Origin of the sequence: Pelagicoccus enzymogenes, from assembly GCF_014803405.1 — a bacterium.
Classification (GTDB): domain Bacteria; phylum Verrucomicrobiota; class Verrucomicrobiia; order Opitutales; family Opitutaceae; genus Pelagicoccus; species Pelagicoccus enzymogenes.
Map to the genome: position 1 here is coordinate 297,149 of NZ_JACYFG010000002.1, position 25,828 is coordinate 322,976.

12 protein-coding genes are annotated in these 25,828 nt (G+C 58.8%); 7 read left to right on the forward strand and 5 right to left on the reverse strand.

Translation table 11 applies throughout. The annotated features are described in order from the left end of the window. Window positions 1-49 precede the first annotated feature (49 nt). Entirely contained in the window at window positions 50-3,733 is a 3,684-nt protein-coding gene (locus tag IEN85_RS01025) for a TonB-dependent receptor plug domain-containing protein (RefSeq protein ID WP_191615202.1), read from the forward strand. 103 nt (window positions 3,734-3,836) lie between these two features. After that, window positions 3,837-4,265, forward strand: a complete 429-nt coding sequence (locus tag IEN85_RS01030; protein ID WP_191615203.1) for a hypothetical protein — start codon at window positions 3,837-3,839, stop codon at window positions 4,263-4,265. A 21-nt stretch (window positions 4,266-4,286) separates the two neighbouring features. Here IEN85_RS01030 and IEN85_RS01035 read toward each other — a convergent pair whose 3' ends face one another. Continuing rightward, window positions 4,287-7,760, reverse strand: a complete 3,474-nt coding sequence (locus IEN85_RS01035) for a CRTAC1 family protein (protein ID WP_224772381.1) — start codon at window positions 7,758-7,760, stop codon at window positions 4,287-4,289. Window positions 7,761-7,975: 215 nt separating this feature from the next. On the opposite strand from IEN85_RS01035, the gene IEN85_RS01040 reads away from it, so the two are divergent. Beyond that, the gene (locus IEN85_RS01040) at window positions 7,976-10,429 is read left to right on the forward strand and encodes a tetratricopeptide repeat protein (protein ID WP_191615205.1); all 2,454 of its coding nucleotides are present in this window, start codon (window positions 7,976-7,978) and stop codon (window positions 10,427-10,429) included. A 26-nt stretch (window positions 10,430-10,455) separates the two neighbouring features. Here IEN85_RS01040 and IEN85_RS01045 read toward each other — a convergent pair whose 3' ends face one another. Beyond that, window positions 10,456-12,396, reverse strand: a complete 1,941-nt coding sequence (locus IEN85_RS01045; protein WP_191615206.1) for a sialate O-acetylesterase — start codon at window positions 12,394-12,396, stop codon at window positions 10,456-10,458. A 41-nt stretch (window positions 12,397-12,437) separates the two neighbouring features. Continuing rightward, entirely contained in the window at window positions 12,438-15,176 is a 2,739-nt protein-coding gene (gene galB, locus IEN85_RS01050; protein WP_191615207.1) for a beta-galactosidase GalB, read from the reverse strand. 286 nt (window positions 15,177-15,462) lie between these two features. Between galB and IEN85_RS01055 the strand changes: the two genes are divergently transcribed. The 3 genes from IEN85_RS01055 to IEN85_RS01065 all read left to right on the forward strand — a co-directional run bounded on the left by IEN85_RS01055 (window position 15,463) and on the right by IEN85_RS01065 (window position 21,272). Then, window positions 15,463-18,546, forward strand: a complete 3,084-nt coding sequence (locus tag IEN85_RS01055; RefSeq protein WP_191615208.1) for a sensor histidine kinase — start codon at window positions 15,463-15,465, stop codon at window positions 18,544-18,546. Continuing rightward, window positions 18,543-19,178 carry a response regulator gene (locus IEN85_RS01060; protein WP_191615209.1) on the forward strand — a complete coding sequence of 212 codons (636 nt, stop codon included), beginning with the start codon at window positions 18,543-18,545 and terminating at the stop codon, window positions 19,176-19,178. Before IEN85_RS01055 ends, IEN85_RS01060 begins: the two co-directional genes overlap by 4 nt. Before the next feature lie 102 nt (window positions 19,179-19,280). Beyond that, window positions 19,281-21,272 carry an endo-1,4-beta-xylanase gene (locus tag IEN85_RS01065; RefSeq protein ID WP_191615210.1) on the forward strand — a complete coding sequence of 664 codons (1,992 nt, stop codon included), beginning with the start codon at window positions 19,281-19,283 and terminating at the stop codon, window positions 21,270-21,272. Window positions 21,273-21,375: 103 nt separating this feature from the next. On the opposite strand, the gene IEN85_RS01070 is transcribed toward IEN85_RS01065, so the two are convergent. Together IEN85_RS01070 and IEN85_RS01075 are read right to left on the reverse strand one after the other, a co-directional pair. Then, complete coding sequence (locus IEN85_RS01070) at window positions 21,376-22,407, reverse strand: NAD(P)-dependent alcohol dehydrogenase (RefSeq protein ID WP_191615211.1); 1,032 nt, start codon at window positions 22,405-22,407, stop codon at window positions 21,376-21,378. A 12-nt stretch (window positions 22,408-22,419) separates the two neighbouring features. Next, window positions 22,420-24,576: a glycoside hydrolase family 3 C-terminal domain-containing protein gene (locus tag IEN85_RS01075; RefSeq protein ID WP_191615212.1), complete on the reverse strand. Its 2,157-nt coding sequence runs from the start codon at window positions 24,574-24,576 to the stop codon at window positions 22,420-22,422. Between the two features lie 149 nt (window positions 24,577-24,725). On the opposite strand from IEN85_RS01075, the gene IEN85_RS01080 reads away from it, so the two are divergent. Then, window positions 24,726-25,826 carry a LacI family DNA-binding transcriptional regulator gene (locus IEN85_RS01080; RefSeq protein ID WP_191615213.1) on the forward strand — a complete coding sequence of 367 codons (1,101 nt, stop codon included), beginning with the start codon at window positions 24,726-24,728 and terminating at the stop codon, window positions 25,824-25,826. Window positions 25,827-25,828 lie beyond the last annotated feature (2 nt).

Consider the following 25,828-nt stretch of genomic DNA (forward strand, 5'->3'; position numbering starts at 1 on the left):
AGCGGCAAAACGAAAAAAAACGAACCCATACCCAAAACAAGCTACAACTATGCATCGTAAAGCTACAGACAACACTGCGCCCGATCGCCAGCGATCCCTCCGGCTCGCCTGCGCGCTCGGCATGATCGGCTTCGCCCCGCTCGCCTTTTCCCAGGACGACGCGGACGAGGAGGTCTTCGAGCTCAGCCCCTTCGAGGTCACAGGAGAAGACAACGAAGGCTACCGCGCCAGCAGTACCCTTGCCGGCACGCGCATCCGCACCGACCTCAAGGACGTCGGTTCCGCCATCTCCGTCTACACCGACGAGTTCCTCAAGGACGTCGGAGCCACGGACAACACCACCCTGCTCCAATACACGACCAATGCGGAAGTGGGCGGCACCCAGGGCACCTACGCGGGCACCGGAAACGGTACCGACGTGGAAGAACGAGCGGCCCTGCAAAGCCCTAACTCCAATAATCGCGTCCGCGGGCTCAGCGCCGCCGAAAACACTCGCGACTTCTTCGTCTCCAACATTCCATGGGACGGGTACAACGTAACCCGCGTCGACGTGCAGCGCGGAGCGAACTCCATCCTCTTCGGCCTCGGCAAGCCGGCCGGCATCATCAACGCCTCCCTTCAGGACGCCACCTATACGAACGAAGGCAACGCCACCATTCGGTTCGGTTCCTACGGTTCCATCCGAACCAGCGTCAACCTGAACAAGGTCTTGATCGAAGACCAGCTCTCAGTACGGGTCGCCGCCTTGATGGACGATCGCAAGTTCCAGCAGGATCCCGCCTTCGAAGACGACCACCGCGCCTACATCGCCCTTCGGTACGAGCCGAACCTCTTCGGCAACGACTCCATGAAGACCACCTTCAAGGCCAAGTACGAAACCGGCGACATCGAAGCCAACCGCCCTCGCAACGTGCCTCCCTACGACAGCGTATCGGCCTGGTTCGCCCCTAAGGAAGTAAGCGACAGCAATCCCTTCGGCGGCATGGGCAAGGTCCTCGTCAGCGATCTCTTCGACGCGGAACGTCTCCGCGACAAGGAGGAAGCCGGCGCGGAATGGCAGCCCTACCTCGGCGGCGGACTGTACAACGTGCAGCAGCCCTACTGGATCTTCGACGGCGGCACCGGCGAACTCCAAGACGTGCGCGGCGGCTTCTACAACGTCGGCGCCCTCAACCCCGACGGTTCCGCCCGCGGCGCCGGCGAGGGCCTCATCGGCAAGCGCTACTCCGGCCCCTTCGTCGGAGTCAACAGCCTCAGCGGCGTTGCGGACGACCTTGACCTCTACCTCAACGAGTACGGACAATACCGCTCGCAAACCATCACCGACACAGGAGTCTTCGACTACAACAACATCCTGATCGACGGCGATACCAAGCGAGAGTACGAGAACTTCGACGCGATCAACCTCGAGTTCCAGCAGACCGCCCTCAACGACCGCATCGGCTTCCAGGTGATCTACGACCAGCAGGATTACAGCAGAGCCAACCAAGGCCTGCTCGGCTGGCGTCCGCGCATCAACATGGACATCCTAGAACGCTGGGAAGACGGCAGCCCCAATCCCAACGTTGGACGTCCCTACATCGTCACCTCCAGCGGCGGAAGCGGCGGCTCCTACGAGACCAATCGCGAATACTTGCGAGCCACCCTCTTCGCGGAACTACGGGCCGACGACTTCTTCGACTCGGACAGCCTGCTGGCAAAGATCCTCGGCAAGCACCGCTTCAACGCGGTCTCCAGCGAGGAAGACTTCCAGACCCAGTCCCGCAGCTGGCAAAACAACTCCACCGACCAGACATGGGACGCGTTTTGGAACGGTACGGATGGATCCCGCTCGGGCATCAACAACCGCCCGCCCATGTCCATCATCTACCTAGGCGACAGCCTCATCAGCACCTCCTCCGCCTCCATGGCGAACATCCCTGGCATCCAGGGCCGTTCCTTCGAAAACACCAGCGCCAACGCCTACCTCTTTAATCCCAAGTGGATCGCAGGCGGTGGCGTCGACCCCGGAGCAGCTTGGGCCGGGCCGAGCACGCTGCCTGCCGCCGCGCAGCTCATGTTCAGCGACGAGGCTCCCGAAGGCGGATGGACCCAGGCGTCCAACCCTGCGAACTACGAAAGCTGGACCCGCTACCCCGTCGGCGTAGTCAACAACTACGGCATGGGCCAAAATCCTGACCTCCTGACGGACTGGAAAATGGACCAGCGGGAAACTAGCTCCATCGCCGGCACCTGGCAGGGCTTCCTCTGGGACGGAGCGCTCGTCACCACCCTCGGCTGGCGCCAGGACGAGATCAAGAGCCGCGAAGACGTCGCCGAAAAGATCGCAAGCAATCGCGGTCGACTCGACCTCTCCCCCGACGCCTTCGGTCTCCCCGCCCAGTACGAAGCGGGCAAGATCCTCAAGGACCAGTCGGTCAGCGGCGGACTCGTCCTGCACTTGAACAAGATCCTGAACGACGACCCACTGCCCTTCAACCTCAGCTTGACCTACAACAAATCGAGCAACTTCGAGGTTGGAAACGTCCGCAGCGACTTGCTCGGCACTCCGATCGACAATCCAAGTGGAACCTCCAAGGACTACGGATTCGTCCTCTCGACCAAGGACCAGCGCTACTCGCTTCGCGCCATCAAGTACAAGTCGGAGATCAACCTGGCCTCCTCCTCGCTCGAAGCCGGCGCCCTTGGCGATATCATCGCCAACGGTCTGCAATGGAGAAACATCTACCTCTACGACCTCGGAGGCTACTCCTACGACACCAGGGACCAACCCAGCTACCGCAACCGCGCTTCCAACTACTACAGCGTCGGTAGCGACAGAAAGTACGAAGTCGAAGAGGACTCCCCCGAAGAGCTCGCCCTTGAAGATTCGATCATCGAAGCCTGGAACAAGATCCAAGGCGACTTGACCGCAAGCGGCTTCCTCGACGCGTGGGGCATCACCAACGTTACTCCGCTGGACCAGCTCACCAACCGTTCGACCTATATCAGCGATCCTGCAGCCTGGGCTCCTTCCAATCTGGATACCGTCTACCAGTATTCAAATTCGGATACGCCGCCGGCTAACTTCGCTGTTACATCCGACACGATCTCAGAAGGCTACGAATTCGAGGCCATCGCCAACCCGACCGACAACTGGAGAATCTCCTTCAACATGTCCAAGACGGAAGCCAGCAACAACAACGTTGGCGGCGAACTGATCAACGACTTCATCGACTACCTCGATACCGAGCTCTCCGGCCCCGCCGGCGATATCACCCGTTGGGGCGGCAACCCGGTCTTCAGCCAGATGTACCTGCCTTGGCGCGCGAACTACGTCGCCATGAAGCTCTCCGAAGGCACCGCCGTTCCCGAGCTTCGCAAATGGCGCTACAACGTCGTCACCAACTACTCCTTCAAGGATGGCAATCTCAAGGGCGTAGGCATCGGCGGCAGCTACCGCTGGCAGGACAAGGTCGGCATCGGTTACCCACTCGTGCCGGAAGGCGACCTGTTCGGATTCGATATCGCAAATCCGATCTATGGCCCATCCGAGGACTTCATAGACCTCTGGGCGAGCTACCGGAAAAAACTGTCGGACAACATCGACTGGAAAATCCAGATCAACGTGAAGAACGCCTTCGCCGACGACAGCCTGATTCCGATCTCCGTGCAGCCGGACAACGAAACCTGGGCTGCCGCGCGCAGAGCTCCTGTCCAGGAGTGGATGATTACCAACTCCTTCAGTTTCTAATTCCTCAACGAAGTTGTCTTTCGTGATAGCAGCCCCTCGCCTCGTGCGGGGGGCTTTTTCATACCAGCTCCCCTCGTATTATCATTTCAAATACACATTTTCAATGAATAAGCTAAAGCTAACGATCCCCCTCCTCGCCGCCCTGCTTTACTTGTTCGGTTGCCAAACAACCGAACCCCAAGCCGGAAGGGAAATCAGGTCCACATTGTTGGACATCGCCAAAGGAAGCCACCAAGATGACCTCATAGCCGCTCTCGGAAAACCCACGCGAATCGAAGCCTACGCGGACGATCCGGAACGCGTAAAGATTTGGGTCTACGAAACCGAATCTTCGGTAACCGAAATGATCACCGGCCGCTACGAAGAGACTCCCTACTTCGATCCGATCACCCTAGAAGAACGAACCATCAAGGAGCCGGTCTTCCTCCCCAAGACGAGAACCACAACTCGCACCCTCTATTTCTACGTCATCGACGAAAAGGTCTTCGGCTGGAAGGTCGAAGAGGAAATGGAAAACGAAATCACCGACTAGATTTCTAGGCGGCTAAATCGCTTACTCTTGAATGCTGAAATAACCCGCTTCCCTAGGGAGCTCATGCCTTGAGCTCCCTCCCGACGGCCAGCGAACAAGCAACTCAGCGCTCTCCAAAGCTTCTCTCGGAACGGAAAAGTATACCAACGCTGCAGACTGACTCGCATAGCCACCACCGGCCTGAACCTCCTCCAGCCACGAAAGTTGCCCGTCGCAAAGCACCGACACCCTCGCGCCGACCCCGTTTCCGTTTCCACCCTTGCCCTGTAAGCGCAAGGCAAAGCAAAGCCGATCGCTCGGGATCTCATTACGAAAGGCGAAGCTCCGGTCGTCATTGCGGGTGCCCACCGCATCGGGAACGGCATCGCCGTCGAAATCGATTTTCACTAGAGCTTTCGCGTTGCCCGCTACCAACCATCCGCTCGAGGTCGCAGGCACAAACTCGAAAGCACCCGAGCCATCCCCTCTGAAAAAGCCGCCCAAACCGCTATCGAATCGGCCATGAGCAGGAATCGCGGAAAAGTCGTTCTGCACCAAGAGCAAGTCGCAGTGTCCATCCAGGTCGAAGTCGCCGGCTTGCATCCCTTGAACTGGCGCCAGCTGAGCGACACGCGGCAACGGCTCAAAGGCATAACCATCCGCTCCACCGCTTAACAGTACCCCGCTACGCAATTCCTCCGCCGAAAAAACCGATGCCCCTGCCAAGGCCTCCTCACCCACTATTTCCGCCAAGCTCGCCCTCGCAAAGTCGTCGTTCGACGGAAACCGCGATCTAACTTCCGGTATCTTAGCCATCAACTCACCCCTGCTCGCCAAAGGATAATAAGCGCCCTCCCTTTCGTAGGCCAGCAGCGTCATCAACTCCGAACTCCGCGAAAACCGGCCGTAGAACAAATTCAGAGCGCCCTCGCCCCACTGGGAGTAGATTGTATTCAAACCGTGGTTACCCAACGCGTAGTCCAAAATGCCGTCCCCATTGAAGTCGCCCGAAGCCAAGGACGTCCAAAGCCCGTGGCCAGCGTTGTCGAATCCCCACTTTTCCGATACATCCGCGAAGCTTCGTCCCGCCTCGTTTCGAAAGACGCGCACGCCGCCCCACTCAAGAGCGACCACCAAGTCGGTCCACCCGTCGCCATCCACGTCGCTGGCCAAAGCGGAAGTCACCAACCCAACTTCCGCTAATCCCGGAGCCAGGGAATCCGTCGCATCTTCAAAAGCGTCTCCCTTCCTCATCAACAAAGCGCTGTAGGCCGGTTCCGGATAATAGCCGGGAAAAAGGCGTCCCCCGATAAACAGATCCAAAGCCCCGTCCCGGTCGAAATCAGCAGACACGACGGCGCCGGCGCTGATCGGCGTAGAAGGCAAAATCCCCTCCTTCGCTCGCATGAAACCGCGAGCGCCAGCGTTCAGCCAAAGTCGTGGCTCGTACTCCGGCTCTTCCGCCGGCAAGGCCGCTCCGCCCCCCGTAAAGAGAATATCATTCAGCCCATCTCCGTTCGCGTCGAAGATCAAAGGCGGTCCATCGTTTATAGGAGGGGCTTCGCCAAGCGGCCCCGTATCCATAATCCGGTACTCTCCTTCGCTCAGCTTCAGAACCTTCGCTCCCGACTTCGCTGTCGCGCCCAGCAGAATTTCATCGAGACCGTCTCCATCAAGATCTTCCACCGCCAGGCCAGGCCCGCGACGATTGAATCGCTTCGGCAATAGCGCTTGGGCAACCGTTCCCTCCAAGACCTCTTCCTCTTGCGCCAGCGAAAGCCCGATCTGCTCCGAAACCTCGCGAAACCGAACAGGAGCCGCTGCTTTACTTCTCGCCCCCAAGACCGGTTCCCCTTCCTCCTCGATAGTATAACGAAAACCGGCTGCTAAGCCCTCGTATCGCTGCTCGATCCCGCTCGGCCAATGCACCGTCAAGCTCTCGATTCCTTGATCTTCTCCTAAGCCGAAATGCGCGATCGTTTCGCTCGTCGACAAATAGCCGCGAGCCGACACCAATTCACGTACCTGTAGTCCCGATTCCGATACAAGTTCAATCCGCGCTCCTAATCCGAAGCGATTCGAGTGGACTCCCTTCAGCAGCACAATGACCCGTTGCCCCGCCTGGCTGTCGTTACGCAATACCGTGGGCCCTGCCTCGTAGTTCGTATAAACAAGGTCCAAATCGCCATCGTTGTCCAAATCGCCGAAGGCAGCTCCGAAGCTCACGCCCTTTTCATGCAAGCCCCACTGTTCGCCCACCTCCTCGAACTGCAGGTCGCCTCGATTCGCAAACGCGAAGTTCGCCTGCTCGAGCACTGGGCTCGCCTTCAGGATCCCGATCCGCCCCCAAGCGTTCACCGAAGCCATACGCTTCTCTATCAAGTCCAAATTGTTCTGCTCGCGATCCATTCCATTGGTCACAAACAAATCGAGCCGGCCATCGTTGTCCAAATCTTCGAAGCGCGTCGACCAAGTCCAATCCGTAGCCGAAATCCCCGCTAAGATCGCAGCTTCGTAAAAGCGGCCTTTACCCGAATTCTCATAGAGCGCGTTCTTCAGCAACTGCAGCGCCGTCCCTTTGCTCTCGTTCCGCCGCGCATCCAACAAAGCTCGCGAATCGGATTGCCCTCGATGCTCCTTCTCGAGAGTCGATCCTGCCATGTCCGATACGAAAAAGTCGATATGTCCATCGTTGTTCACATCCCCTAAATCCGCACCCATCGAGGAAAAGGAGGTATGAGGGACCGTCTCGTCTAAGACATTGGTAAAAGTTCCGTCACCGTTGTTTCGATACAAAAAGTCAGGAGGCCCAAAATCGTTGGCCACATAAAGGTCTTGCCAACCATCCTCATCGAAATCCCACCAGGTCGCGGAATGCCCTTGCGTCAAAGTCCCCAAAATCCCCGCCTCTTCAGTGACTTCCCGAAAATAGCCATGGCCCTCGTTGCGAAACAGCCGATCTCGCTGCCCATCCGGACTTGCCACCGAATCCATCAAGTTCGTCTGCAGGTACATGTCCAGCCAGCCGTCGCGATCGTAATCCGCAAAACAGGCCATGCCCGATCCGTCGACGACCGCGAGCCCGCGCTCCTGACCGACTTCCTCGAAACGTCCGTCACCACGGTTCAAATACAATAGGTTCGCCGCTCGCGACCGGCAGACATGAAGATCCAAAAAACCGTCGTTGTTCACATCCACGAACGCCGCCCCTTGCTTCCAAGCTCCACTTGCATCCACGAGGCCCGCCGCTTCGGTGACGTCTTCGAAGCGAAAATCCCCCAGATTGCGAAACAGGCGACCCGTATCTAATTTGCTCACTATATAGACATCCGCCAATCCATCCTTGTCATAGTCTCCAATCGCAACTCCCGTACCGATCGCTCCCAAGGCATACTCGCGATACAGCTGTCGCCACATGCTCGGATCGTCGAAGTCATTCGTAACCACAATACCAGTACGCGATTCCGGAAGCTTGGAAAACAGGGTCTCGCTTGCCGCAAGTGATGGCGGATTCAAGGCCGTGGAGGACAAGCTCTCGCTCGCTTCGGACAGAAAGCCCGGAGAAACGCTACCCACCATACCCAAAAGAAAAAAACACCTGTTTCGAAGCTGATTATTCCTCGCAAATTTCTCCTCTCGGGGCAGTCTCAAACGAATCATATTAGTTACCCCAAACAAAGCTTTCCGCCCGCACCAAGTCAAGGGCAAGGCCCCGTCTAGATCCGCCCCACATGCCTCAAGCCAAACAAGCTTCCCGCACCCTTTTCCACAAACTTGAACCCCATCTATGGTGGGTCTCCCTAGTCCTCGCATCCGCGCTCCTCATCACAGCGACCTCGCGGCGTATCGAGCGCGTTGAAGCACTGAGCAGCTATCCCACTTGGTCCACCCCAGCGCCCGCAACCGACGCCACCAGTCCCACCGGATTGGAGGGCGGACAGCGCTCGCTCATTGTCACCGGCCACCACAATCCGAGCTTCGCATGGATAACGGAAGCGCAGCAGGCTGCCGAAAAGGGCCTATGGAAAATTCGCTATATCGACTACGACTCCGCCCCGGACGGCAGAACGACTTCGCGAACCTCGCCGTACCGCTGGTGGTTGATCTCGATTGGCTGGATCCACGCTTTGGCGAGCGACGTTCCGCTTGGCTACGCGATCGAGCGGGCCAGCCTCTACGCGGATCCGATCCTGCTCGCCCTCCTTCTCGTCGTCGGAGCTCTCTATTGCCGACGCTACCTCTCGTCAACGGCCTCGGCAGGCTACTCGATCGCTTGCGTATCCATTTATCCACTATCGGCAAACTTCCAGGGCGGAGCACCAGACCACCACTCCCTAGCCTGGACCTTGGCAATGGCTAGCCTTCTCCCCCTTTTCGCCAGCCTTGGCTCCGCTCGCAACAAACGGTCCCACTCCCTCCTAGCGGGCGGCGCCGGAGCCCTTGCCCTCTGGAACGATGCAGCCAGCCAGTTTCCCATTCTCCTCGCCATCCTCGTGGGAGGCATCGCCTTCGAACTGCTCCGCAAATCCGCCTCCCCCGCGAGCGAAAGGCAATCCCACTGGCGAGCGTGGTCCTTCGCAGGCGCCGCCCTCACCCTGGCCGCTTCCCTCTTCGAGTTCGGCCTCTCCTCCTTCACGAATTCGCTTGAATCCATAAGCCCGATACACGCCATCACAATCCTCGGAATTGGAGAATGGCTCCATGCGGCCAATGCCCGGGGCAAGAACGGACTCAAAGGCTTCGACAAAAAGTGTCTTCCCGGTATCGCCCTTGGCGCGATCGCCCTGCTTGCTTGGCCGATTGCCGGGTTCCTTACCGATTCCGCCACGCTTTTCGCTGGCGATTTCTACGCGCGGCAACTGGCAAACCATCCGGCCGGGGGGATCGATCCTCACCTCGGAGCCTGGCTAGGACAAGCGTCCGGCACTGCGAAGCTCGCCTGCCTGATGCCTGCTTTAGCCCTTCCTCTCCTTTTCCTTTCCCGCATCTTCTCTGCAAAATGCGACGCAGACGCCAAAGCCCGCTTCGCCTTCGGCCTCGTCCCGCTCCTGCTAAGCATCGCTCTCGGCATCTTTCAACTACGCTGGTGGAACCTCTTCGACATCGTTGCCATTATCGCTCTCGTCTTGCTCGTTCACGAAGCCAGCAAGGACAAGCAGTTGGCAAGATTAGCCGCTTTGCTCCTCTTCATCCCGGGATTGATCGTGGGCTTTCCCCAAAAAGTCGATACAACCTCAAGCCTGGAACTGTCACCGACCGAAACCCAGCTCATCATCCAAAAGGACTTCGCCTACTGGCTCAACAAACGCTCAGGCGGAGAACCCATCACGCTCTTCTCCTCGCCCTTGCTCTCGGCCACGGCTGCCTACTACGGCGGATTCCGTACGATCGCCTCTACCGACGACGAAAACGAACAGGGCAAGCAAACCGCCATCCGCATCGCGAGCGCCGGATCCGCCCAAGAGACCAGCATCCTGCTCAACGCCTCGGGAATCACCCATATCGCCCTCCCGCTTTGGGATCCGATGCTAAACCACTTCGTCCGCATCGGCCTGAAAGTTCCCTCCGGACAGGAGCTTCCTCCCAACGCCTTCGCCGTGGCCCTGCGGGACTGGGAAGTTCCCGTCTGGCTTCGCACCCTCAACTACCAAACGCCCCACGCCGCCCCTTTTAAGGACTACCGCATCAGCAGCTTCGCCCTCGGCCCCGAACAATCCCCCGAGCTTGGCCTCAGTCGGCTGGCCGACATCTTCGTCGAAAACGGGCAGCTGTGGGAGGCTAAATCCATTCGCGGAGCTCTCCTCAACTACCCTCGAGACCTCAACGCCCTCGGTGCCATCGCCAACATCGACCATGCACTCGGCGATCCCCAACAGCTGGAGGAATCCTTGGAAAAGCTGATCCCTTACCTCTCCCGTAGATCCGCCCGCGATCTTCCCGCCGATCGCCGAATCAATCTCGCCTCCCTCTTCGTCCGCACCCAACGCATCGAACTCGCGAAAAAGCAACTTCAGGCCTGTCTCGATGATTTGGATACAGAAACGCTGCGACTGCTCACTCCGACCGCGACCGCGAGTTTGCTCTTCCTTTCAAAGTCCCTCGGAATCCCCTTCCCCGACCCGAAGCTGAAGGCGCAGGCGCTTGAGCTCATCGCTCCCAGCCTTCGATCGGAACTGGCGAAGTAAGAGAGCGGCGCCCTAAACGCACTCAACTACTCGACTTCAATCTCGAACGGCGAAGCCGGCAGACCTTCCGCGTTATAGAGATTGGCATGTTCCGGATTGTCCGCCCATGCGTAGCGCACCCGTGTAGGCTCCGGCACCGCATCGCTCCACACCATAATCTCGTCCCCTGCGATCCGAGCATCCGCCCAAACGAAATTCCCGTCTCCACCGGCGATCGCAAATTCCATCAGCTCCCCGCCGTTCGCCCGCAAGCCGCCTCCCACATTCCGGAAGCTCAACGCCACCTGACGGCCACGCCTTTCCGCGGAATCGATCAAAGGCCCCGAGCTCACCAGCTCCGTTTCTCCGTAAGCAACGCGACGCGCTTCCAAAGCGAGCCGCTTCCCCACAGTTTCCTTATCCAAAGGGTGAATATCGTTCCACTCGCCTGCGTCGATCGTCACCGCCATGCCCGTATGTTCGAGCTCCAAGGCCAAGCGCTGCTGCTCCCTCAAACGCGCCCACGCGCTCTCGCCCGGTTCCTCCCTCGATTCCATGAAGTTCGGCAGTTGGGCCCAGACAAAAGGCAAGTCCGCCCGCCCCCACTGCTCGCGCCACCCCCCAACCAATTGGTTCAACAATTCCTGATAGTTGTCAGGCGTCCAAGCGTTCGACTCCCCTTGGTACCAAAGCACGCCCTTCAAATCGAGCGGCACTAGCGGGGCAATCATCGCGTTGTACAAGCCCATTGGTTTCCAGCGGATAAAAACCGTACCGGGACGCTCGTACAAAACCGCTCCTACTTTGTACTTCCAGTCTCCGCGCAAATCGATCGTTGCATCGTCCACCACCAAGTCGAAGGGCTTGTCTCTCGTGAAAGAGCCTCTTCCCGAATGACTGAAGGCTCGGATCGCAATTACATTCTCCCCTTCCTTCAGCAATCCGGCCGGCACCTCGTATCTGCGGGGTGGATACTGGTAAGTCGTCGCCCCGACCTTAACTCCATTGAGGTAGGTTTCATCGGCATCCACGATAGTACCCAAGTACAACATACCGGACTTCCCAGCCATCCCGGCCGGAACCTCGAAAGACTTACGGAACCAAACCACGCCATTCATCGGCTCCAGTCCACCTTCGTCCCAAAACGTGGGCAGCGTCATGCTCGGCCAATCGCGGTCCGCAACGTCCGGATCGTACCAAGGCGTCTCGCCGCGCAATCCCTGATCCTTCTCCCGCGCCGCCCGATCCCAATCACTGTAGATGGCGGCATTCGAAGATTCCGTACGTTCGATCAAAGCGTCGTCGCGCCATCGCTTTGCCTCCGCCAACTCTTCTGGATACGCCTCCAGCATCGCTTCGCTAAACCAGCACTGTATCCGAGAACCGCCTACGCTTGAATTCACGATCCCGATCGGCACCCCCTTTTCGCGTTCGATCTCCCTGGCGAAGAAGTATCCAACCGCGCTGAAATCGAGAATAGAGTCCGGCTCCGCCTTGATCCAAGAGCCCGACTGCACGTCGTTTCGCTCCTGCTTGAAATCGTAGCTGGTAGGCACCTTGAAGTAGCGGATCCGATCGTTATTCGCCGCAGACACTTCCTCAGGGAACCGCTCCTTAACCCGCTCCATGGTCAGCTCCATGTTGGACTGGCCGGAGGTCAACCATAGGTCGCCCACCAGCACATCCTGCAACACGATTCGGTTCTCTCCCTCCACCTGCAGCTCGAAGGGTCCCCCCGCAGCTCGCGGTTCGATGCCCACCGCCCACTCGCCTCGTTCGTCAGCAATCGCTTCGAACGCCTTGCCGCGAAAGGTCACGGTCACTCGCTCCGATGCGTCCGCCCAACCCCAGATACGAGCCTCTTCCCCGCGTTGCAAAACCATGCCGTCGCTGAGTACCTTCGGAAGCCGTACCGCAGCGAAGCCGCCGACGCAGCAGGAGAGAGAGAAGGCCAATGCCGCCAACGAAAAGCTTCGTTTCGCATTCATAGAATTCGAACTAAGGGGGGGTGGATACAGAGGAAATCAACTCACTTAGTGGTCACAATCGAAGCCATCGCAGAAGCAACTCCGTTGCCGGAAACCCTCAAGGTCAAGTCGCCCGCCTCCCCCGGCTTCCCCTTTACGATGACTAAGCACAAGCCATTGAAGGCCTCTCTCTCAAGCGACTTGAAAGATACTAGACTGGTTGGGTCGCCGTTATCGGTCGCCACGATCTCGCCAGGTCCATCCAGTTCGAAAGTCAAAGGAGTCTTCGCGTTGCGTACGAAGCGACCCGCATCGTCGAGGATCCTTACAGTGACAAAGGATAGGTCCTTGCCGTCCGCCTTGATCTTCGCTCGATCCGCCTTCAATTCCAAAGCGCTTGCGGCGCCGGTCGTCTCCACCGCAGCGCGGGCCCACTGCTTTCCCTCCTTGTAGGCGACCACTTCGAGTATTCCGGGCTCGTAAGCGAGCTCATCCCAACGAAGCCTGTATTCAAATTCACCCTTCACCTTCCGACCAAGGGATTTTCCGTTGAGGAAAAGCTCAGCTTCGTCTCCAGATGTGAATACGTGAACCGGCGTCACCTCTCCCTCGCGTCCTTCCCAATTCCAATGCGGCAGGATGTGGGCCATCGGATAGTCTGGACGCCAATGGGCCTGGTAGAGGTAGAAGCGATCCTTCTTGAATCCGGCGAGATCGATCACGCCGAAGTAGGAACTGCGGGCCGAGTAGTATGGGGTCGGCTCACCCAAGTAATCCCAACCGCTCCAGATGAAACCACCTCCCACATAAGGGTGACGCTCCAAGGATCCGAGCACCTTGTCGGCCGAGGAACCGAAGGGCGCTGTATACAGCTCGTAGGAACTCACATGGGCCGACACCGGATCCCCACCCGCTCCGTCAGCCACCGGAGCGCTGATGCCATCGGCCACAGGGAAAAGGTACTCGCCGCGCGAGCTCACCGCAGCGGCATTTTCGCTGCTGATGATCATTTTGTTCGGATACGCGTCGTGAAACTTTGGATACAAGGGCGGCGTGTTGATTCCTTTCAAGTGAGCATAGGCAGGAGCGTTGCGAATTCCCTCCCCTTGGTAGTTTAAGCTGACGGTGTCCATTACCGCGGTGATCGGCATGTGCGGCTTGGCAAAGTTGAATGAAGCCGCGGTCGGACGGGTCGGGTCTTCTTCCTTCGCCATATCGTGCAAGCGTTGGGCCAAGGCGGAGCCGGCTTCCTCCGTATACTGTTCGCCGACTTCGTTGCCGATGCTCCACATGATCACCGACGGATAATTGCGATCCCGTCGAATGAAAGCCCGCAGGTCCGGCTCGTGCCACTCCGGAAAAATCAGGTGAAAATCGAGCGGAGTCTTTTTGCGGGCCCAGCAGTCGAAAATTTCGTCGATTACCAAAAAGCCCATACGGTCGGTCAGCTCGAGCAATTCGACCGCTGGCGGATTGTGGGCAATGCGAATCGCGTTGCAGCCCATCTCCCGCAAGATCTCGAGCTGACGCTCCGCCGCTCGCACATTGAAGGCCGCACCCAAGGCTCCCAAGTCGTGATGCTGGTTCGCCCCCTGCAGGTAAATGCGCTCGCCATTTACGAACAACCCCTTCTCGCCGTCGAAGCGCAAGTCGCGAATGCCAAAGGTAGTCTCGTAGGTGTCAACGCTCCCGTCGGCCGCGCGCACTTTCGTGACCGCCACGTGCAGATGCGGTTCTTGATTCGGATACGGCCCCCAGAGCTTGGGGTTCTTGATCACGACCGAATCCGCAAAGGTGGCGCTCGCTCCCGCCTCGAGTTCGCCTTCAAGAGCTTTGAGGGACGCGATCTTCCGTCCTTTCGCCTTCCCGTTTTCGTCAGCCCGGAAAATGTCAGTGCTCACCACAACGCTCGCGGCGCTGTCGCCGTCGTTATCCACCGTAACCTCTAGGGAAACCGTCGCCGCCTTTTCAGAAACTTCCGGCGTGGTCACGTAAGTCCCCCATTGGGCAACGTGCACTTTGGGAGTCTTGGTCAGCCAGACGTTGCGATAGAGGCCTCCTCCCGGATACCAACGAGAGGAAAAGGGAGGGTTGTCCACCCGAATCGCAATTTGGTTCGCGCCTCCAAAATTCAAATACGGGCTCAAGTCCACTCGCCACGACGCGTATCCGTAGGGCCAGCCGCCCACCAAATGCCCGTTGCACCAAACCATCGCATACGACATCGCTCCATCGATATCGAGAAAGATGGACCGAGCCTGATCGGCCTCTGGGATATCCAGGGCCCGCCGGTACCAAGCAACGCCCGGACTTGGTAGGCGCCCCATGCCCCCTCCCACCGGAGCGTCCCAGCCTTCCATGAACGGACCCTCGATCGCCCAGTCGTGCGGCAAGGTCACCCGCTCCCAAGTGCTATCGTCGAAATCTTCCTGCACGAACGGGAAGTCGCTTCCTGGATTGCCTTCCGGTCGCTGGTGCCGATCGGATGGATTTTTTATGAAGTCGTTCGCTGTTGGCAGTATCCAATCTTTAAGCACAGGCTCCTTCGCCTCTACCTCTACCGCGGCGGTCGGCTTCGCGTCGGCAGCCTTTCCGTCCTCGCCATCCGTCACCTCCGGACGCACATCGTAGATGAGTCGATCAGCCTGCTCGGCCGACGCGTATTTCATGAAGCGCCACTCGTCGTTGATCGAAATTCGTTCGCGAGAAGAGATGGCTCCCTCGGTTCGGGCCACCAGGGAGCTTGCGAGGGAAGCCGAGGCGATCATCGCCAGCAAGGTTGAAAGGGCATATCTTTTCATAGGGAAATATTGAGCAATGGGGTAAGTGAACTCAGGTCAGGCCGCCTGATGCTAAGGGAGTGCTAGCATAAGCAACGATGCAACGCTATCCTAAGCCTATAAATAGAGCGGGAAGCAAGTCGCCTCCACAAGCATATGATTGGCAGAGCATCACTATGACTATAGTCATACTGCACACGATAGACCTCCGCCGCCATTGCCCTCCAGCCTGAAACCAAGGGATACCTCCCGTCTCGGTCAGGCCCCTTAAACAAGCCCACCCTCTGCCGATCGAAACGAAATCTCCATGCGCCCAGTTCTTCCGCAGTTCAAAGCAAGGACCGCTCTCCCCAGCAGCACGAAAAGACTTCGCGGAAAGGCTCTTCACCAGCTCTTCGCGGGCGCCGCTCTCGCAGCCCTCCTATTCCTGTTTCCGCTTTCCCTGCACGCTTCCATCGAAATCGGTTTCCCCTTCAACCGATCCTACTCCCTCGAAGAGGTCGGCGTATCCCGCGGCGTTCAACTCGGCTTCGATCCAATCGGGCGGCTCGCCGCCATCGACCGCAACAAGTACGTCGTGCTCAACGACTCCACCTGGATAAACCTCCTCGAAGCGGACCAGGTATCGAGGAGCTACACCAGTTCCACCGTCGATCGTAGCGGCACCATCTACTACGGCAGCCTTTCCTCCTGGGGAACCCTGCAACCGGGTTCCAACGGTCTGCTAAAGCGCGTCTCGGTTCGTCCGGAAAACGCTCCTCGCTGGGTCAACTCCACCTCCTTCTCCCACCTCATGACCTTCCGGGAAGGCATCTTCTTCGCAGGCATAAACGGACTCGTATACTGGGAGCGGATCTCCGGCAGCCAGCGCTTCATCGAAGCCCCCGATCTCGTGCAGCTCTTCCAACTTGGATCGAAGCCCTACCTTTCCTCCCACAGCCTCGGCATTTGCGAGATCGATATCGAAACCGAAACCCTGCGCCCCATCGACCTCGGGCTCTCCGCCCGCACCACTTTCCTAGACGCCGTTGACATCGGAGAGGGATATGCAGCCGTCTCCACCACCGACCACGAACTCGCCCTCTTCGACGGCCAAAAACTCCTCCATTGGCCCAACGAGCTCGGCTCCCAGCAATCCACCCAGATCTCCAACCTGCTGCGCCTGCCGGACGGCGACCTCGCCGTCGCCATCGACAATCGCGGACTCTTCATCCTGACTCCCGCTGGCGAATGCAAGCAGGCCTTCACCACCCCAGAATACCACCTAATCAACCACCTTGCCGCCCGCGAAGCAGGCGTGCTCTGGGTCGTTACCGAAAGCGAAATCCAAAAGATCCTCTACAGCGACCCCGTCACCCTAGTCGACCAACGTTCAGGCGTCACCGTCAGCTGGCCGCAACTGATCGAGCATAAGGACGATAGCCCGCTCATCGTTTCCCACGGAGCGCTCTACGCAATCGACTCCGGAAACCACGGACTCTCGCCCCGCTTTCGACGTCTCCCAAATCTGCCCGATTCCGGCGTCCTCGCCGCAATCCATCTCGCCGACCAATTACTCGTAGGAAATCGAGAAGGGGTATATCGAAAAACCTATGACGGATTCGAAAAGGTGCTGGCCAACATCGAAGTGAACCGCCTCCTGGAGATCGGCCCGGACCGCTGCCTCGCAATCGGCCGCGCCAAAATCGCCGCCCTCGAATGGAACGGCAGCCGCTGGATCGAGGCCGCTCCCAGCGTCCCCGGAGTCGGCTTCCCCTATATCTGCATCGCCACCGACTACGCCGCATGGATCGAGCTCGGAAACGATCGCAGCGCCCGCGTCACCCTCGTCGACGGCAGCATCCAGGCTCAAGTCTTCGAAAGCTATCCTTGGAGCGAACCCTCATGGGTACACATCGGAGTCGTCGACGGTATCGTCGTGCTCGTAGGCGACGGAGACGGACACCGTTTCTACGACGACAGTCGAGCCGCCTTCACCGAAAGTCCAGAGCTCGAGCAATTGATCGCCGAAGCCCCCACTCCCATCTTTCGTCCCATCCAAGACGCCAGCGGCACCATCTGGGCCGCCCACGACTACGGGATCTACGCCATCGAAAAAAGGAACGGACGCTACCATTTCGACAGCGATTCCTACCGCACCATCCGGGCCCACGTACCGATCCTGCAACGCACCGGCACCCACGACATCTGGGTCACAAACGGCTCCACCCTTTTTCACGTCACCCAGCGACGCGCCTCCCGTACGCCACCGCCGCACCAGCCCTTGCTCGTATCCATCACCGACACCCAAACCAATAAGATCCTGTATTCAGTTTTTGGATCCGTACCGACCCCCGATAGCTTCCCCTTTTCGCTCAACGACTTGGAGTTCCAGTTTTTCGGTGGCAGCTACTCCTCCGCCAGTTCGCTCTTCTACGAATTCGAGCTGGCCAGCGGAGCCACCAACTGGACCATCCGCAGCACCGAATCCACCCTCGAGCTCTCCAACCTCAGCGAAGACACCTACCGCCTCTCCGCCCAACTCTCCGACTCTGCCCGGCGCCCAATCAGCGAACCGCTCCTCGCAAACTTCGTGATCATCCCGCCCTGGTTTCGCACCCGTCTCGCCTACGCCTGCTATTGGGCAATCTCAGCCGTCGCCATCCTCTCCCTCGCCCTCATCGTCGCTACCCGCAGCAAACGCCGGCACGCTTACCTAGAAACCCTGGTGAACGAACGCACCGAGGAACTCCGCAGCACCCTCGAGAAGCTCAACGAAAAGGAACGCAAGGCCGCCATCCTCTCCGAACGCAACCGCCTCGCCAGCGAGATCCACGACAGCGTGCAACAGGGGCTCAGCGGACTCGCCCTCCAGCTCGAAGCGACCCTCAAGCTCCCCGAACTCGTCAAGTCCGTGCGCTCCCGGCTCGACGTAGCCAAAAACATGGTCTCCTTCACCCGCCACGAAGTCCAGCAAGCCATCTGGGGCCTAGAGTCCCCTCTGCTCGAAAACTCCGACCTCGCCAGCGCTCTGCAAAAGATGGTCGAACTCCTCCACTCCGGCTCCCCAAGCATCGAATTCCACAGCTCCGGCGTACGACGGAAGCTCGCCCCCAGCACCCAGCACCACCTCCTGCGCATCGCCCAAGAAGCCGTCACCAACGCCATCAAACACGCCCACTGCCAGCAAATCATCATGCAGCTGGTTTTCGACGATGAGACCGTAAGCCTGCAAGTCCGCGACGACGGCGTCGGCTTCCAACCCGACGAGGTACTCACCCACCGCATCGGCCACTTCGGCATGCGCGGCATGAAAGGTCGGGCCGCTAAAGTCAAAGGTCGCCTCCAGATCCTAAGCGAGCCGGGCCAAGGCTCCGAAGTCCGCATCACCTGCCCCCTCTCCGAAACATGAAAACCCAGAAAAAAACCAAGATCCGCATCCTTCTCGTAGACGACCACATCGTCCTTCGCATGGGACTCGTTACCGCTACCAACGGCGAGCCCGACATGGAAATCGTCGGCGAAGCCGAGAACGGAGCCGAAGCCCTGGAAGCCTTTCGCGAGACCAACCCCGATGTAGTGGTTCTAGACCTACGCATGCCGGAGATGAACGGCTTCGAAACCATTCGCCTCATCAAGAAGGAATCCCCCAGCGCCCGTATCCTCGTCTTCAGCAACTACGCCGACGGCGACGAAGTCCTACAGGCCTTTCGCGAAGGCACTCTCGGTTTCGTCGTCAAGGAAATGCCGCTCGAGCAACTTCTCGACGGTATCCGAAAAGTGAATAAGGGCGAACAATTCATGCCGCCCGAAATTTCCGCTCGCCTGAGCAGCTGCGTCATTTCCCAGCTTTCCCCACGCGAGCTGGAAGTCCTCTCCCTCGTGGCCCGCGGTCTCAGCAACAAGGAAATCGCCAACGAGCTCCACCTCGTGGAGGGCACCGTAAAGGTTCATATCACGAACATTCTTTCAAAGCTGGGCGTCTCCGATCGCACCCAAGCGATCCTCGCCGCGGTCAAGCGCGGTATCATCAGCATCGACTGAAGCGGAGCAAGCGCTCGGTCAACGTCTAGTTCAGCCCTTCTTGAACACGACCATGCGGTGGCCTTCCATGGCGCGATCGATTCGCCCTCATACGTTTGCCCCATGAAAAAACGTCTCCCTCTTTGCTCGTTCGCGATCGCCTTGCTCGCGCCCTCCATCCTCAACGGTCAAAATGCGACAGCTATCGTCATGGAAGCGGAGAACGCGACCCTCGGCAGCTCCTTTTCCACCGCTACCGCAGACGGAGTCACCTACATCACGCCCAGCGTCAACTTCACTGGCTCGGCCCCCACTTCCGCAAGCACTGTGGCGAGCTTCAGCGTCACCTTTCCGGAAGCCGGCGACTACGAGCTCTTCGCCCGCATCTACGTCGGCAACGGAGCCGCGAACGATGACAGCTTCATTCCCGCAAATGACCTGGGAGACGCGACTGTCGGCAATAACGACGACTGGAGCGCCGCCAACGGACTTTGGAACGCCGGGTTCTCCGATCCCGACGAAATCGTTCTCTCGGTCGGCGACACCGGAACAACCACATGGAAATGGATACGCGTATCCACATTCTCTGACGTCGGACTGCTGACAGTTCCCTCCTCTCAGCTGGCCCAGACCTACAAGCTCGCGAGCCGCGAAGATGGACTTCGCATCGACAAGATTGCATTCGGCCCGCTCCGCGTAAGCTTCACGGTCGACCAACTCGACAACGGACTCGCCGGCTGGGATCAAAGACAGCCGAACGACGGCCAAGACTTCCAAGCGACCGGCCCCATCCTCGCCCACGGAAAAAGCAAGTTCCTCGGCAGCGTCTGGTCCTCCACCGCTTCCAACAACAAGGACTTCGAATTCTACTGGAATGGAATGTGGCACGGAAACGGCGGCAAATGGGGATCCGTAGAGAGCACGCGCGACAACATGAACTGGTCAAACCTCGACCAAGGATACCAGTTCGCAAAGGCCAACGGCGTTAAGTTCAACTTTCACGTTCTGCTCTGGGGAGCCCAACAGCCAAGCTGGATCAGCGCCCTTCCGCCAGCCGAACAACTCGAAGAAATCGAGGAATGGATGTCTCTCGTCGCAAACCGGTATCCAGACATCGACTACCTACAAGTCGTAAACGAACCCATCAACGCTCCTCCCGACGGCAGCGTTTCCCCCGAAGGAGGGAGCTCCCGAGCTAACTATATCGCCGCCCTCGGCGGAACCGGCGAAACGGGATTCGACTGGATTCTCGAATCCTTTCGCCTCGCTCGTCATTATTTCCCGGATACGCCGCTCATGATCAACGAGTACAATATCGAAGGCAACCACGACCGCTCCGACCGCTATCTGGAAATCATCCAAACCCTGCAGGCGGAGGACCTCATCGACCTCGTCGGCTTCCAAGGCCACGCCTTCTCCACCAAGTTTGCCAGCTCCCAAGACTTGTCCACCATCCTGGACAAAATAGCGTCGACCGGTCTGCCCATCATGATTACCGAGATGGAAATAGACGGACACGACGACTACGTCCAACTCGCCGAGTACCAACGCGTCTTCCCCATCTACTGGGACCATCCCAGCGTCATCGGAGTCAACATCAGCGGACACATCGGCAACTGGCGAGCCGATCAAGGCGCCGTACTGGTGAACGACAACTTCACCGAGCGCCTCGCCCTGCAGTGGCTGCGCGAATACGTGGCAGACTCCGGTTGGACCAGCTTCTCCGGCTACCTATCCAAGCGAGATCTGGACTCTCAAGTTCATGCCTTCACTAACGACGCCGATGGAGACAAGCTTTCCACGGGCCTGGAATTCCTGCTGGGCTCGGATCCCCAATTCCCTTTCAACGAAGTCGCGCCCCTCTGGGCTTGGTCCATGAAGCGTGGCGAGCTCACCTTGCCCTTCTCCCCCGATACAGGAGAAGGAAAGGTCACCATCCAATCGAGCGTCGACCTCAAACACTGGCAGGACGAAGCAAGCTATGACTTGCGATTTCGCAGAGCGGAAGGGATGGAGATCGTAGGCAGCGACGAGTCGCCGGTGCTGAGGTTTCAAGGAAACGCGTTCAGCGAGCCCGCCTTGTACTACCGCCTCAAGTTCTCCCTTCCCCAATAGAAAGAAACGCCCGCCGAAGCTACCTAACAAACGTCGACGGGCGAATCTTCAACCTTGAACAAAACTGCTTTGGCTCAACCTGAAATTGAGCCCTAACAATAGCTCACAACTCGATCTGCACCTTCACGCTCCTCGGCTCCGGTTTGCAGGCGTAGTCGAATGCCTCCACCGCTTCGGAAAACGGGTAGCGATCCGTGATCAGCGGCGCCACCTCGATCGCTCCACTGCCCAACAATTCAAGGGCTCTCGGATAAACGTGAGCATAACGAAACACAGTCTCGATCCGAACTTCCTTTACCTGCGCGGCTACCACGTCAAAGGGGATCGCTTTTCCCGGCATACCGATCAGCGCCAGGCATCCTCCCGGACGCAGCGCCTCCACCCCCTGCGATAGGGCGTTGGGGACTCCCACCGCATCGAATACGATATCGGCGCCCCAGCCGGCCGTCGCCTCGAGCACCGTCTCCGTCAAGGACTGGCTGGACACGTTTACCGGCACGACCGATCCTAATTTTGCCGCAATCTCGAGTTTTGCATCTTGTATATCGGAAATGAATACACGACTGCATCCTCCCGCGAGAGCAGAGAGCGCCGTCAACATCCCAATCGGTCCGGCTCCGAGCACCACTGCCACATCGCCAGGCTTAATCCTCGCCTTGTTCGCTGCGTGCATGCCGACAGCTAAAGGTTCGACCATCGCTCCTTCGGCGAAGGAAACCGGATCGGGAAGCTTGAAGGTGAAAGCTTCGGGATGGACGACTGAGTCCCGCAAGCATCCGTGCACCGGCGGGGTCGCCCAAAAACGAACGTCGGGATCAAGGTTGTACATGCCGAGACGAGTTGCCCGCCCCTCGAGATTGGGGATCCCGGGCTCCATGCAAACGCGATCTCCCACTTTCAGCGAACGCACGTCCTTTCCCACTTCCGCAACGACCCCAGCTGCCTCGTGTCCAAGCACCATCGGTTCCTCGACGACAAAGGGTCCAATCGATCCGTGTTGGTAGTAGTGGACATCGCTGCCGCAAATACCGACGACTCTGATATCGACACGCACATCGCGAGGACCGAGGTACTCTTCGATTTCAATTTCCCGCAAGGCGAGCTGTCCTACCTTTTCAAGTACAAGCACGTTCATAAAATGGATAGCTTAAGGTTTGAGTGTTACGGATACGGTAGCCGGCACCGCAGCGCCTAGCTCCAGCGAACGGGCGCCCGGGGACGAAGACCCAATGTGGATCCGGTATTCGCCCGGCACGAATTGCTTTTCCCCTTCAGCGTCGAACAGTCCGAACTGCTCAGCAGACAAATCGAAACGAATTTCCTTCGATCTTCCTTCCAAGACCTCAATCTTTTCGAATGCGAGCAATTGAGCCCGCGGCGCATCCGGCCAATCCTGCGGGGGAACCATGTAGCACTGAACCGTTTCCAAAGATGGGCGTTCGGAGGAGTTGCGAACCGTAACGACCAACCTCAGTAGATCCGATCGCCCCAGGTGAGTTCTGTCTGCATTCACGGATACATACTCGACCTTACCGTAACCAAGGCCGAAGCCAAACGGATAGAGGGGCTCCGCTGTCGCGAACTTGTACGTCCGCCCTCGCATCGAATAGTCTTCGAAAGGCGGCAGATCCTCGGTGCAGCGCGGAACGCTGACAGGCAGTCGCCCCGATGGCGCGACATCCCCAAACAAAACGTCCGCGACCGCGCGACCTCCTTCGCATCCGGGATACCAACAGAGCAAGACTGCGTCGGCCAAATCATGGGCCTCCGGCGCCGCAATCGCCCCACCTCCCGTCAAAACCAAGACCAGCTTTCGGCAGTAGGGACGAAGCTGTCTCAAAAACTCCCGTTGCACTGCAGGTAGCTCGATCGTATCGCGATCCCCCCCACTCGCAGACGCGACCGTGTCCCCTTCCTCCCCCTCCAAGGTATGATCAAGCCCCATCACGGCGATGACGTAGTCCGAGTTGTTGGCAGCTTCGAAGGTGTAGTTGACTCCTGGAGACTGCTCGCTCAGCAACGGGCAACCGGGGCGGTACTTAACAGCCGTGTTGGGCGGCAATGCTTCAAGGATGCCTTCCACGATCGTGCTCAAGCTCCCGGAAATTCCATGGTAGTTCCCCAACAAGGCGCCGATGCTCGCAGCAGTTGGCCCTACCACCAGCGCACGTTCCGGAGAGCGGGACAACGGCAGAGCGTCATTTTCGTTCTTGAGCAAGACAATCGATTCAGACGCCGCACGACGCGCCAAAGCCCGATGCTCAGGCGATTCAACCACTTCGAGCGGTGGAACATCGCGCGGCACCGCATCCAGAAGACCAAGCTTCAGCTTCGTCCTGAGCAAGCGACGCACCGAACGGTCGACCTCATGCTCGCTCAGCAAGCCGCGTTCGACCGCGTCCAAGGCGCTTCCATAGGTGCTTCCGCAGTTCAAGTCGCAGCCTTTCCCAATTGCGAGGGCCGCCGATTCGGCAGGAGCCTTGGTCACGCCATGATACAAATGGAAATCGTCGATCGCGCCACAGTCACTGACGTAGTGCCCGTCGAAGCCCCAACGGCCGCGCAGCACCTCCTCCATCAAGAACGAGCTCGCGCAGCACGCTTCGCCGAGGGTTCGGTTGTAAGCGCCCATCACCGACTCCACTCCGACTCCGACCAAGGCCTCGAAGGCTGGCAAGTAGGTTTCCCAAAGGTCCTTGGCCTCCGGCCGAGCGTCGAATTCGTGTCGCTTCGATTCGGGGCCGCTATGTACCGCGAAGTGCTTGGCGCAAGCCGCCGTTCGCAAGCGTTCCTTTTCTTCCCCCTGCAAGCCCTTTACCATCTCGCTGGCGAGCGAAGCGGTCAGGTAGGGGTCCTCGCCAAACGTTTCCTGCCCGCGGCCCCAACGCGGATCGCGAAAGATGTTAATGTTCGGCGTCCAAAACGTGAGCCCCCGGTACTGTCCTCGCCAGCCGCGCCGGGCCGCGTCGAAATGCTTAGCCCGGGCTTCCAAGGCAGTCGCTTCTGCCACCCGGCGCAGCAATCCCCGATTCCAGGTGGCTGCCATTCCGATCACTTGCGGAAAAACGGTCGCCCGCCCTGCTCGCCCGACTCCATGGCAAGCCTCGTTCCACCAATTGTAAGCAGGTATGCCGAGACGATTTATGGCAGGATTGCTGTGCAGCATTTGCCCGAGCTTTTCCTCCAGCGTCAGTAGCCCCATCAACGCTTCGAGGCGCTCCTCCAGGGGAACCTCCGGGTCCTTGAACTTCCAGTCGCTAGACTCGTTCGTCAAAGTTCCTGCATCGCGCGAGCCTTGGTGCATGTCGGGGAATATTTTTTGGGAAACAAGGGGTGAAGCGGCGCCGATTGCCCGCCACAAGAAGCTCCCAGAAAAGCCAAGTCCACACAACGGCCTCGAATTTCTAACTTTAGAAATCGACCTCGGAGGGGATTGCGAGGAAGTTGGTATCCATGGATAGAGGCCGTGTGACCCTGCAACAAATCGCTGATCGAGACGGAACCCATGTCACCACCGTTTCGCTGGCCTTGCGCAACAGTCCTAAGCTGAACGACGCCACTCGAGCTCGTATCCAAAAGCTGGCCGACGAAATGGGCTACGTGCCCGATCCCGCCCTAAATGCCTTGGTCGCCTACCGACGGGGAAGCAAGGCGAAGCCCAACAGCGAAACCTTGGCCTACATAACCAACTGGACCAGCCGCCTCGGCTGGCAGGAGCATCCCGCCCATGCCCAATTTTTCGAGGGAGCGACTGCCACCGCTGAAAGCATGGGATATCGCCTCGAGCACTTTTGGCTCAGCGAGCCTCACCTCTCCCATCAGCGTCTCAGCAAGATACTGGAGCACCGCGGCATCCGCGGGCTCATCGTCGCCTCCCACAGCCGCCAGATGGAAGCGGAACTCAAGCTCGATTGGCCGAACTTCAGCGGAGTCAAAATCGATTTTTTCCCGCATGAGCCTCAACTTTCGGGTGTCACTAACAACCAAATACAAGTAGCGCGGCTCGCCGTTCGCAAAGCCCTGGAGAGCGGAGCCCGCCGCATCGGTCTGGTCATGCACCGTGGCTGGGACATGAGCGTCGACCGACGTTGGACCGCTGGATTTCTCGTCGAACAAGCCCTGCTCCCCGAGGCGGATCGCATCCCGATTTGCTACTTTCCCGAGGAAACGCCGCGCAGCGCCTGGGAAAACGAAACGGAGTCCGAGGTACGAATCTCTCCCGATGCCTTTCGATCCTGGTACCAACGCTGGAAGCCAGAGGTCATCATCGGCTGCCACAGCTTCCTCGCCGACGCCCTTCCCAGCTGCAAACTTAGCATTCCACAGCACTTTTCCCTGATAGACCTTTTCCTTTACGAAGAAAATCCTTCCTTCGCCGGACTCCTGCAAAACCACCGGCAAGTGGGAACGGCCGCAGTCGAATTGCTAGCGGGCCAACTCGTCCGCAACAGCTTCGGCATACCCGAGATTCCCACCCTTACTCTTGTAGAGGCGAATTGGAGCGAAGGGGCCTCCCTCGCAGACTTTTCAAGCTCGGCGCCTACCAAGCCCTAGTC